Origin of the sequence: Pseudomonas sp. NPDC087803 (assembly GCF_044742995.1) — a bacterium.
Taxonomy (GTDB): Bacteria; Pseudomonadota; Gammaproteobacteria; order Pseudomonadales; family Pseudomonadaceae; genus Aquipseudomonas.
Genome location: NZ_JBIUVO010000030.1, coordinates 10,082 through 21,705, shown reverse-complemented (window position 1 = coordinate 21,705; position 11,624 = coordinate 10,082). Strand labels below are relative to the sequence as shown.

The window sequence follows — 11,624 nt, the reverse complement described above, 5'->3', positions numbered from 1 at the left end:
TGTATTGACCGGGGAGATGGCGCCTGGCCGTGTATCGGTTCCAGTGATAGCCCTTTGCGCTCCCCATGGCTGCCCTTTGTGGCGGCCGTTTTCTGTTTGTCGGCGCCCCTCGAATCCTTGCGAGCGGTGGTTTTGGGCTGTTTTTTATTGGGAAGCCGTAATGATTGGCATAAAAAGCATTGCGAGCTACGTTCCTGTAGCCGGCGTGGACAATTACGCACAAGGTGCAAAATTCGAGAAGGATGAAGAATTCATCCTCGGCAAAATCGGTTCGGCCTTCCTGCCGCGTAAAGACGCTGAACAGGAAACCTCCGATCTGTGTGTGGAAGCGGCCAATGCGCTGTTTGCCAGCAACCCTGAACTGAAGCGTGAATCGATCGACGCACTGATCGTCGTCACTCAGAACGGTGACGAAGAAGGCCTGCCGCACACCGCTGCCATCGTCCAGGACAAGCTCGGTCTGCCGACCCATGTTGCGGCGTTCGATATTTCCCTGGGCTGCTCCGGTTACGTCTACGGCATCTACGCGATCAAAGGCTTCATGGAAGCTGCCGGCCTGAAGAACGGCCTGCTGATCACCGCTGATCCGTATTCGAAAATCGTCGATCCGGAAGACCGCAACACCACCATGCTCTTCGGCGATGCCGCCACCGCCACCTGGATGGGCGAAGATCCTTCCTGGGCGCTGGGCAAGGCCAAATTCGGCACCGACGGTTCCGGTGCACCGCACCTGAAAGTCACCGATGGCGTGTTCTTCATGAACGGGCGTCAGGTGTTCAACTTCGCGCTGCTCAAAGTCCCGGCGCACTTGCACGAATTGCTCGACGACTCCGGCCTCAAGGCTGACGACATCGACGCCTTCTGCATTCACCAGGGCAGTGCGGCGATTGTCGATGCGGTGGCGCGGCGTTTCGAAGGCGAGCCGGAGAAGTTCATCAAGGACATGGTCGAGACCGGCAACACCGTGTCGTCGAGCATTCCGTTGCTGCTGGAAAAACACGTACTCGATTCCGATTGGCAGCGCATTGCCCTGAGCGGTTTCGGTGTCGGTCTGTCGTGGGGCTCGGCGATCATCTATCGTCCTTGAGTCCGGTCAAAAACGGCGGATACAAAAATAGCGTTCAGGGTTACCCTTGAACGCTATTTTTTTGCCTGAAGGGAGCGCGAGCCGGCATGAGCGAGTTTTTCCAAGCCAACGCCGAGGTTATCCAGCAGCGCTGGCCGGCGTTGTTCGAGCGGTTGATGGCGGAAGACAGTTCAGCCGTTCAAGCCGAGCTGGTGCAGGGATTGGGCTCGACGCTCAGCGTCAATGGCGTGCAACTGACCAGTCGCCACGACCGCGTTCACGAAGCCCGAATCCAGGCGGCCAGCCTGGCGGAAAAACCGCAGCTGCACGTGTATGGCACTGGCCTCGGTGATCTGCCAACGCTGCTGCTGGAACGCGCGGGGCTTGAGCAACTGTATGTGCATGTGCTCAATGGCGCGTTGTTCGCTCTGGTGCTGCAGTTGCTCGATCAGCGCCAATGGCTGGAAGATCCGCGCGTGCAGCTGTTCTATGCCGGTGATCTGTCAGATATCTGTACGCCGTTTTTCGCCCTGCCGGCGGAGATGCTGCTGGCTGATGACTTCAACGCGAAGATCCGCGATCGGCTGGTCAGCGAAGTGCACCTGAGCTTCAACAATCGCGAGTTCGATCCAAACTTGCCGTTCATTCAACAGCGTTTGCAGGACTGCCTGCCGGTGTTGCTGGCCGATGATGATGTCGCGCAGTTGTTCGGCAGCGCCAGTGGTCGGGAGATTTATGTGATCGGTACCGGTCCCACCCTGGAAGGGCATTTCCAGCGTCTGGCGGCGGTGCACGCGCAGGCCGAACGTCCATTGTTGGTGTGTGTCGATACCGCTTACCGGCCACTGCGTGAACACGGGATCGTCCCGGATCTGGTGGTCACCATTGATCAGCGCATCAGCTTCCGGCATCTGCCGTTCGAGGACTCCGCTGGCATCCCGTTGGTGTATCTGCCCATGAGCGATCCTGCGGTGCTGACTGCCTGGAAGGGCAAGCGCTACGGCGGTTACTCGGCCAGCCCGGTGTACGCCGCGTTGCGTGAGCAATACCCGCGCGGGCAACTGCATGTCGGTGGCAGCGTGATTCATCCGGCGGTGGATCTGGCGGTGAAGATGGGGGCATCGCGCATTACCCTGTTTGGCGCCGACTTCGCCTTCCCGATGAACAAGACCCATGCCGGCTGGAATGACGGTGATCTGGGGCCGGGGGTCGATCAGGCGCGGCACTGGGTGCAGGACGGTCATGGCCAGCGGGTCAGCACGCAGCTGAACTTTCGCGGATATCTATGTGTGCTGGAGCGCTATATCGCCGCGCATCCGCAGGTACAGTTTTTCAACAGCAGTCGGGCGGGCGCACTGATCGCCGGGACGCAGTTCAATCAGGAGTTTGTGCAATGACGACGATTGAGCAGTGCGTTGGCGAATGCCGTCAGTGCGCCGGGTTGTTTCGTCTGGGGCGAGATGTCGAGGCGGCGCTGGATATGGTCGATGTGTTCGAGGGCGCGCAGCAGTTGCTGATAGCTGCACCTGCGCAGAGTCAGCAGGACTGGGCCTTTGTACTCACGCACATGCTCGATTGTCAGGAACGCCAGGACTGGTTGGGGCTGGCGGACTGGATGGAGTATGAGTTGATCGAACTGTTGCAAAAAGCACGATCGGCAACGTGAGCGACCGCACTGGCCCGCGGCTTTACGCGCGGGTCGGTTTTATGGCGTCATTTTTTTCGCAGGTGGGAGGGCGCTAAGCCCTTGTTTTCTCGGGGGTGGCAGGGTGATGGCAAATTTTTTTCAAAAAACCCTCAAGCAACCTGCCAACCCGACGATAACTATTACGAAGGTTCTCTAGGCCATTCCAGGCGGTTGCCAGGGCCGGAAGCCGCAGTACCCAACCAACGAGGAATTCGTCATGGCTTTAACAGTAAACACCAACACCACGTCGCTGAACGTTCAAAAGAACCTGAACCGTGCTTCCGACGCTCTGTCGACTTCGATGCAGCGCCTGTCTTCCGGCCTGAAAATCAACAGCGCTAAAGACGACGCTGCTGGCCTGCAGATCTCCACTCGTATGCAATCGCAAATCCGTGGTGGCAACCAGGCTATCCAGAACGCCAACGACGGTATCTCCGTTGCTCAGACCGCTGAAGGCGCTCTGCAAGCTACTACCGACATCCTGCAGCGTATGCGTGAACTGGCTGTTAAAGCACGTACCGGCACCAACGGCACTGCTGACCAGAAAGCGACCAACCTTGAATTCGCCGACATGTCCGACGAAATCAGCCGTATCGCTGCTTCCACCAACCTGAACGGCAAAAACCTGCTGGACGGTTCGGCTGGTACTGTGACTCTGCAAGTTGGCGCTAACACCGGTACTGCCAACCACATCGACCTGGTACTGAGCTCCAAGTTCGACGCCGTCAGCCTGTCCGTGGACAAAGGTACTCTGGCTCTGACCGGTACTGACGCTGCAAACGCCGGTAGCAACATCGACGCCGCCATCACCGCAATCGACGCTGCTATCGCTGCGATCGGTGATACCCGTGCCAGCCTGGGTGCTTCGCAAAACCGTCTGACCAGCACCATCTCCAACCTGCAGAACATCGTTGAGAACACCACTGCTGCACAGGGTCGTGTACAAGACACCGACTTCGCCGCAGAAACTGCTAACCTGACCAAGCAGCAAACTCTGCAGCAGGCTTCGACCTCCGTTCTGGCTCAAGCCAACCAACTGCCTTCCGCTGTACTGAAGCTGCTTCAGTAATTTCGGAATGAGTTCGGGCGGGGGAGTGCGCTAGTCGTGCTCTCTCGCCTTTTTACGTTAGGAGGTGATGAGCATGGACATGAGCGTGAAGCTTAACCAGTCTTATCCGGCTCCCAAGCCAGTAACGCCGGTTGCTGACAAACCGTCAGAGACGCCTGAAGTCAGCAAGGTGCAAGCGCCGGTCGCTGCCAAGAGTCAGGATACGGACGATGCCAAGTTGAAGCTGGCGGTGCAGGAGATCGAAAAGTTTGTTCAGTCGATCAAGCGCAATCTGGAGTTTTCCATCGACGAACATTCCGGAAAGGTCATCGTCAAGGTGATCGCAAGCGAGACGGGTGAGGTCGTTCGACAGATCCCCTCCGCAGAAGCCCTCAAGCTGGCAGACAGCCTCGCCAACGCGAGCCACGTATTGTTCGACGCCAAAGTCTGAGAGCTGGCATGAATAGTGTTTGTCTTTCTTTAATGACGCCGGGAAGGGTCAAAAGAACGGCAGCAAACTGAAGGGAGATGCACATGGCAAGTCCAATTTTACCGGGTTCGGGCCTGGGTTCCGGCCTGGACATCGGTGCGATCGTTACTGCGCTCGTCAACGCCGACAAGTCGCCGAAGCAGACGCAAATCGATACTGCGACCAAAGCCAACACGCTGAAGATTTCCGGCGTCGGTTCGTTGAAGAGCGCACTGACGGCGTTCCAGACGGCGATGACCAATCTGGGCAGCAAAACCAACCCTGCGTTTGCCGGTTTCACCGCCACTTCGGCGAATACGTCGGTTCTGAACGCCACCGCTGACAGCACTGCGGTAGCGGGAAGTTACAACGTGGTCGTGAGTCAGCTGGCCACCGGTTCGAAAATCGCCAGTGCCTCTTTCGCCGGCGGTGCCTCCAGTGCCATTCCGAGTGGTACCCTGAAAATCAGTCAGAATGGCACTGATTACAATGTCGACATCCCGGCCGATGCCACCTTGCAGAGCACCCGTGATGCGATCAACAAGGCTCAGGGTGCCAACGGTATTTCCGCCAACATCGTGACCGACGCCAATGGTGCTTCGCGTCTGGTGATCAGTTCGAGCAAGACCGGCGAAGGTTCCGACCTCACCGTCAGCGGTATTGCCGGTCTGGAAATTGATGGCACCAAGGCAATGAGCGGCACTCCGGCGGCAGGTGATTCAGGCGCCGTCAACGGCGTTGCAAAAAATGCCCTGTTGACCATTGACGGCCTTCAGGTAAGTAGCAAAAGCAATACGGTAACCGGCGCCATCAGTGGCCTGACCCTGAATCTGACGACGGTCAGCGCTAACGCGAACTCTCCGACTGTTGTCAGCGTAGATGCCAACACCAAAGGCTTGCAGACATCGATTCAGTCGTTTGTCGACGCTTACAACACGCTGAAGACCACCATTGATACGTTGTCCAAGGCGACGCCGGACGCCGATGGCAAGCTGACCGTGCAAGCGGCCTTCACTGGCGACGCGATGCCGCGCGCGCTGATTGCCGACGTGCGTGCCGAGTTGACGGCCAAGGGCGCCGGCGGTCCGTTGGCGGTGCTGTCACAGTTGGGTGTGATGACCGATCGCAACACCGGTAACCTGACATTTGATACCACGGCTTTCAACAAAACCATGGCTCAGCCAGGCATGACTGGCCAGGTTCAGCAATTGTTCACCGGCACCGATGACACCAACGGTCTGCTGGCGCGCATGACCAAGGCAACGGACCCGTACCTCAAGCCGGCGGCAGGTGATATCACCGGCAGCGGTCTGCTTGATCAGCGCATGGCCATCCTGAACAAAAACACGCGCAATCTTACCGATCAGCAGACGGCTCTGGATGTACGTGTTGCCAACCTGACCAAGACGTTGACTGCCAAATACAACGCCATGGACTTGCTGGTCGGGCAGATGAAGGCCACGGCGAGCAACATCACGTCGTTCTTCAGCACGCTGAACGCTCAGCAATCCGCGAAGTAACAGGCAAGAACGACAAAAACCCGGCTACGCTTTATCGGCGTGCGCCGGGTTTTTGTCTTTTGATCTAAAGTTCTGTGGCTCGTTGGCGATACACTGGTTATACGAGTCAATGTGGCAAATGAGGTAGAACATGAATCCAATGTTAGCCCTTCGGCAATACCAGAAAGTCGGCGCGCACGCCCAGACATCCGAGGCGAGCCCGCACCGTCTGGTACAAATGTTGATGGAAGGCGGTCTGGAGCGCATCGCTCAGGCCAAGGGCGCTATCGAGCGCAAGGATATTCCCGCCAAGTGCACGGCCATCAGTAAAGCTGTTGGCATCATTGGTGGATTGTGTGAAGGCCTGGATCTGGAAAACAGTGCTGATTCGGTAGGTGAGCTCAACCAGCTTTACATCTATATGATGAAGCGACTCGCTGAGGCCAACGTCAAGAGCGATCCGAAAATCCTCGATGAAGTTGCCGGCCTGCTGCGCACCGTAAAGGAAGGCTGGGACGGCATCGCTCCGCCAGGTCCCCAGTTTTAAGGAGAGCACCATGAGTCTTGTATTGCAGCGAATCGCAGATACCCGTGAAGCCTTGGTCAGTGCGCTGGCCGAACGCAACTGGGAAGCCATTGGCGAGCTGGATCTGGCTTGCCGTTCCTGCATGGAAGACGTCATGGCCGAGGCCTCGCTGGATGAGGAGGCCTTGCGCAATAACCTTGAAGAACTGCTGCACGTCTACAAGGAGCTTCTGGAGGCGGCGATGGGTGAGCGCCAGGCGATAGCCAACGAGATGTCGCAGATCACCCAAGCGCAAAAGGCGGCAAAGGTTTACCATCTGTTTGGTTAATTAATCCCCGGTTAATCCAGACATGTGCGCCATAAATTTGACTGTGCACGGTTTTTTGACTTAACTAGTGGCTGTTTTCAGATTTCAGGCGTCTACAGGCACACGGTGTCCTGCAAGCGTCTCGCTTGCCCCATTTTTCGGGCATTGAGTTGACTAGGGAAGTTGCTATTGCATGTGGCGTGAAACCAAAATTCTGCTGATCGATGACGATAGCGTTCGCCGCCGCGACCTGGCGGTGATCTTAAATTTTCTCGGCGAAGAAAATTTACCCTGCGGCAGCCATGACTGGCAGCAGGCTGTCGGCTCTTTGTCATCAAGTCGTGAAGTCATCTGTGTACTGATCGGGACGGTCAATGCTCCGGGTGCACTTTTGGGCTTGTTAAAGACACTCTCAACCTGGGATGAGTTCCTTCCGGTTTTGCTGATGGGCGATAATTCTTCCGTCGACTTGCCCGAAGACCAGCGCCGCCGGGTGCTTTCGACCCTGGAAATGCCGCCCAGCTACAGCAAACTGCTCGACTCCCTGCACCGTGCCCAGGTCTATCGCGAGATGTACGACCAGGCCCGCGAGCGCGGCCGTCATCGCGAACCCAATCTGTTCCGCAGCCTCGTCGGCACCAGCCGGGCGATCCAGCATGTCCGGCAGATGATGCAGCAAGTGGCCGATACCGACGCCAGCGTGCTGATCCTCGGTGAGTCCGGCACCGGCAAGGAAGTGGTTGCACGCAACCTGCATTACCACTCCAAGCGTCGCGACGCGCCATTCGTGCCAGTCAACTGCGGGGCGATCCCGGCAGAGCTGCTGGAAAGCGAACTGTTCGGCCACGAGAAGGGCGCCTTCACCGGTGCGATCACCAGCCGTGCCGGGCGATTCGAGCTGGCCAACGGCGGTACGCTGTTCCTCGACGAAATCGGCGACATGCCGCTGCCAATGCAGGTCAAGCTGCTGCGCGTCCTGCAGGAACGCACCTTCGAGCGCGTGGGCAGCAACAAGACCCAGAGCGTCGACGTGCGCATCATTGCCGCGACCCACAAGAATCTCGAAAGCATGATCGAGATCGGAACCATCAGCTAAGACCTCTACTATCGCCTGAACGTGTTCCCGATCGAGATGGCGCCGCTGCGTGAGCGCGTCGAAGACATTCCGCTGCTGATGAACGAACTGATCTCGCGCATGGAACACGAAAAGCGCGGCTCGATCCGTTTCAACTCGGCGGCGATCATGTCGCTGTGCCGTCACGGCTGGCCGGGTAACGTCCGTGAACTGGCCAACCTGGTGGAGCGCATGGCGATCATGCATCCGTACGGGGTGATCGGCGTGGTCGAGTTGCCGAAGAAATTCCGCTACGTCGACGACGAAGACGAGCAAATGGTCGATAGCCTGCGCAGCGATCTCGAAGAGCGCGTGGCAATCAACGGCCACACGCCGGACTTCAGCGCCAATGCGATGCTGCCGCCGGAAGGTCTGGACCTCAAGGACTACCTCGGTGGTCTGGAGCAGGGCCTGATCCAGCAGGCGCTCGATGATGCCAATGGCATCGTGGCGCGCGCTGCCGAACGTCTGCGCATTCGCCGAACCACCCTGGTCGAGAAGATGCGCAAGTACGGCATGAGCCGGCGCGAAGGTGACGAACAGGCGGATGATTGACGCCTGTTTTTCAACGCCTTCATTTATAAGCAGTTTTTTTTAGGCACGGGTATTGCTACAGCCCTCGCAACATTCCGTTTAACTGACGGTCAGCCAGCGAGAGAACACAATGCCCCACGCCCAGATGTCTTCCGCCTCCAATGCCGAGGGGCAACCGTCGTCCGTAGAGCAGGCGAGCCGTCAGGGTCTTGAACAGGCGTTCGCGCTGTTCAATCAGATGTCCAGTCAACTGACCGACTCCTACAGCATGCTTGAAGCCCGGGTGACCGAGCTCAAGGGTGAATTGGCGGTGGTCAGCGCTCAGCGCATGCAGGAGCTGGCAGAGAAAGAACGCCTGGCCAATCGTCTGCAAAACCTCCTCGACCTGTTGCCCGGTGGCGTCATCGTGATTGACGGCCACGGCATGGTTCGCGAAGCCAACCCGGCGGCGATCGACCTGCTCGGGCTGCCGCTGGAAGGCGAATTGTGGCGCCAGGTCATTGCCCGCTGCTTCGCCCCGCGTGAAGACGACGGTCATGAAATCTCTTTGAAAAACGGTCGACGCCTGTCGATTGCCACCCGCTCGCTGGACGCTGAGCCGGGGCAATTGGTGCTGCTCAACGACCTGACAGAAACCCGTCATCTGCAAGATCAACTGGCGCGCCATGAGCGCCTGTCCTCGCTGGGGCGCATGGTTGCCTCGCTGGCCCATCAAATTCGTACACCGCTGTCCGCCGCGTTGTTGTACGCCAGTCATTTGACTGAGCAGGAACTGCCGGTCGCCACCCAGCAGCGCTTTGCCGGACGCCTCAAAGAGCGCCTGCATGAGCTGGAGCATCAGGTGCGCGACATGCTGGTGTTCGCCCGGGGCGAGTTGCCGCTGACCGACCGAATCACCCCGAATGCCTTGATGCAGTCGCTGCAGGCGGCGGCCCTGACCCATGTGCAGGATCTGCCAATCCGCTGGCAGTGCGACAGTCATGTCGGCGAACTACTGTGCAACCGCGACACCCTGGTCGGCGCGATTCTCAATCTGATCGAAAACGCGATTCAGGCCAGCGACGGCAACGTGCGCCTGAAAGTGCATTGCTACAGCCGCGACAACAGCCTGCGCCTGTGCGTCAGCGACAGCGGCAGCGGCATTGAGCCGGCGGTGCTCGAACGACTCGGCGAGCCGTTTTTCACCACCAAGGTTACCGGTACCGGGCTTGGCCTGACCGTGGTCAAGGCGGTGGCCCGGGCACATCAGGGAGAATTGCAGCTGCGTTCGCGGGTCGGGCGCGGCACGTGCGCGCAGGTGATCCTGCCGCTGTTTTCCGCTGTACACGGAGCTGAGTGAACGTCATGGGCATCAAGGTTTTGCTGGTCGAGGATGACCGCTCGTTGCGCGAAGCGCTGGCCGATACGCTGTTGCTGGCGGGGCACGACTATCGTGCGGTCGGCAGCGCCGAAGAGGCGTTGCAAGCGGTCGAGCGCGAGGCGTTCAGCCTGGTGGTCAGCGACGTCAACATGCCGGGCATGGACGGCCATCAATTGCTTGGACTGTTGCGCGCCCGTCAGCCGCAATTGCCGGTGCTGCTGATGACCGCGCATGGCGCCGTCGAGCGCGCAGTGGATGCGATGCGCCAGGGTGCGGCGGATTATCTGGTCAAGCCGTTCGAGCCCAAGGCCCTGCTGGATCTGGTGTCGCGGCATGCCCTGGGTTGCATCAGCGTTGCTGATGGCGAAGGTCCGGTGGCGGTCGAGCCGGCCAGTGCGCAGTTGCTCGAACTGGCGGCGCGGGTGGCGCGCAGTGATTCCACGGTGCTGATCTCCGGCGAATCCGGCACCGGCAAGGAAGTGCTGGCGCGCTACATCCACCAGCAATCCCATCGCGCCAGCCAACCGTTCATCGCGATCAACTGCGCAGCGATCCCCGACAACATGCTCGAAGCCACGCTGTTCGGTCACGAGAAGGGCTCGTTCACTGGCGCCATCGCGGCGCAGGCCGGCAAGTTCGAGCAGGCCGATGGCGGCACCATTCTGCTCGACGAGATTTCCGAAATGCCCCTGGGCCTGCAAGCCAAGTTGCTGCGGGTGTTGCAGGAGCGTGAAGTCGAGCGCGTCGGTGCGCGCAAACCGATCACCCTGGATATTCGCGTAGTGGCGACCACCAACCGTGATCTGGCTGGCGAAGTGGCGGCGGGGCGTTTCCGCGAAGATCTTTTTTACCGTCTGTCGGTTTTCCCCCTTGCCTGGCGTCCACTTCGCGAGCGCACTGCCGATATCTTGCCGCTGGCGGAGCGGTTGCTGAACAAACACGTCAATAAAATGAAGCATGCGGCGGCGAAACTTTCGCCGGAAGCCCAGGCGTGCCTGACCCACTACCCGTGGCCGGGCAACGTGCGCGAGCTGGATAACGCGATTCAACGGGCGCTGATTCTGCAGCAGGGCGGTTTGATCCAGCCGCAGGATTTCTGCCTGACCGGCGCGGTGACGTTTAGCGCAGCGCCGGCCGTCGCGCCGGTGCAACCGTTGGTACGCGAGATCGAAGTCGAGGCCGAATCCGCCGGTGCGCTGGGCGATGACCTGCGGCGCCGGGAGTTCCAGATGATCATCGACACCCTGCGTACCGAGCGTGGCCGGCGCAAGGAGGCCGCGGAAAAACTCGGTATCAGCCCGCGTACCCTGCGCTACAAGCTGGCGCAGATGCGGGATGCCGGGATGGACGTCGAAGGCTATCTGTTCGCCACCTGAAACTCGCCGCAAGTCAATTGTGGAAGCGGGCTTGCTCGCGAAAGCGCAGGGTCAGTTGCGAAAATGTCGACTGACTCTCCCGCTTCGCGAGCAAGCCCGCTCCCACAGTGATTTCGCGGTGCCTGGACCTAACGCGGTGCCTTGATGGGCTTTTATAGAGTAAGTCCGTCGAGCTGGCACCCTTGTTGCTAACACCTGTGTACCCGCCGAGTGAGTGTCAAAAAATTGCGGGCCGCCCAAGAGAGTAGACCATGAGCCAAGGTATTGAATTTAATCGGTTGATGATGGACATGAAGGCCATGAAAATGGACGCCATGGCCACGCCGAAATCGACTGCCGCCGTCCCGGAACTGGCAGGCAGCAGCTTTTCCGACATGCTCGGTCAGGCCATCAACAAAGTCAGCGATACTCAGCAGGCGTCGACTCAGTTGGCCAACGCATTCGAAATCGGCAAGAGCGGCGTCGATCTGACGGACGTGATGGTCGCCTCGCAGAAAGCCAGCGTGTCGTTCCAGGCTCTGACCCAGGTGCGCAACAAGCTGGTTCAGGCTTATCAAGACATCATGCAGATGCCGGTTTAAGGACGAGATTGAGTCATGGCAGAAGCAGTCGCCGATAATGTTCCGGCCAAGGCCACC

11 protein-coding genes and 1 pseudogene are annotated in these 11,624 nt (G+C 59.1%); all 12 read left to right on the top strand.

The genetic code is table 11. From position 1 onward, the window contains the following. Positions 1-160 precede the first annotated feature (160 nt). The gene (locus ACIOUG_RS16120) at positions 161-1,087 is read left to right on the top strand and encodes a ketoacyl-ACP synthase III (protein WP_047599991.1); all 927 of its coding nucleotides are present in this window, start codon (positions 161-163) and stop codon (positions 1,085-1,087) included. An 86-nt stretch (positions 1,088-1,173) separates the two neighbouring features. Next, entirely contained in the window at positions 1,174-2,463 is a 1,290-nt protein-coding gene (locus tag ACIOUG_RS16115) for a motility associated factor glycosyltransferase family protein (protein WP_401066910.1), read from the top strand. Then, a complete protein-coding gene (locus ACIOUG_RS16110) occupies positions 2,460-2,732 on the top strand; it encodes a hypothetical protein (protein WP_401066909.1) in 273 nt (90 codons plus the stop codon). The genes ACIOUG_RS16115 and ACIOUG_RS16110 overlap by 4 nt, the downstream gene beginning before the upstream one ends. 238 nt (positions 2,733-2,970) lie before the next feature. Then, positions 2,971-3,822: a flagellin domain-containing protein gene (locus ACIOUG_RS16105; RefSeq protein WP_367083837.1), complete on the top strand. Its 852-nt coding sequence runs from the start codon at positions 2,971-2,973 to the stop codon at positions 3,820-3,822. Positions 3,823-3,895: 73 nt separating this feature from the next. Next, on the top strand, positions 3,896-4,252 hold the full coding sequence (locus ACIOUG_RS16100) for a flagellar protein FlaG (RefSeq protein ID WP_007966227.1): 357 nt from the start codon (positions 3,896-3,898) through the stop codon (positions 4,250-4,252). An 83-nt stretch (positions 4,253-4,335) separates the two neighbouring features. Then, a complete protein-coding gene (fliD, locus tag ACIOUG_RS16095; RefSeq protein ID WP_401066907.1) occupies positions 4,336-5,790 on the top strand; it encodes a flagellar filament capping protein FliD in 1,455 nt (484 codons plus the stop codon). Positions 5,791-5,920: 130 nt separating this feature from the next. Next, positions 5,921-6,316 (top strand): flagellar export chaperone FliS, encoded by a 396-nt coding sequence (fliS, locus tag ACIOUG_RS16090; protein WP_007966231.1) that lies wholly within the window; start codon positions 5,921-5,923, stop codon positions 6,314-6,316. Positions 6,317-6,326: 10 nt separating this feature from the next. Then, entirely contained in the window at positions 6,327-6,623 is a 297-nt protein-coding gene (locus tag ACIOUG_RS16085; RefSeq protein WP_003222861.1) for a hypothetical protein, read from the top strand. A 172-nt stretch (positions 6,624-6,795) separates the two neighbouring features. After that, a pseudogene (locus ACIOUG_RS16080) lies at positions 6,796-8,271 on the top strand (sigma-54 dependent transcriptional regulator). A gap of 124 nt (positions 8,272-8,395) precedes the next feature. Further along, on the top strand, positions 8,396-9,589 hold the full coding sequence (locus ACIOUG_RS16075) for a sensor histidine kinase (protein WP_401066937.1): 1,194 nt from the start codon (positions 8,396-8,398) through the stop codon (positions 9,587-9,589). A 5-nt stretch (positions 9,590-9,594) separates the two neighbouring features. After that, complete coding sequence (locus ACIOUG_RS16070; protein WP_401066906.1) at positions 9,595-10,986, top strand: sigma-54-dependent transcriptional regulator; 1,392 nt, start codon at positions 9,595-9,597, stop codon at positions 10,984-10,986. Between the two features lie 251 nt (positions 10,987-11,237). Then, positions 11,238-11,567, top strand: a complete 330-nt coding sequence (fliE, locus tag ACIOUG_RS16065; RefSeq protein ID WP_025111944.1) for a flagellar hook-basal body complex protein FliE — start codon at positions 11,238-11,240, stop codon at positions 11,565-11,567. Positions 11,568-11,624 lie beyond the last annotated feature (57 nt).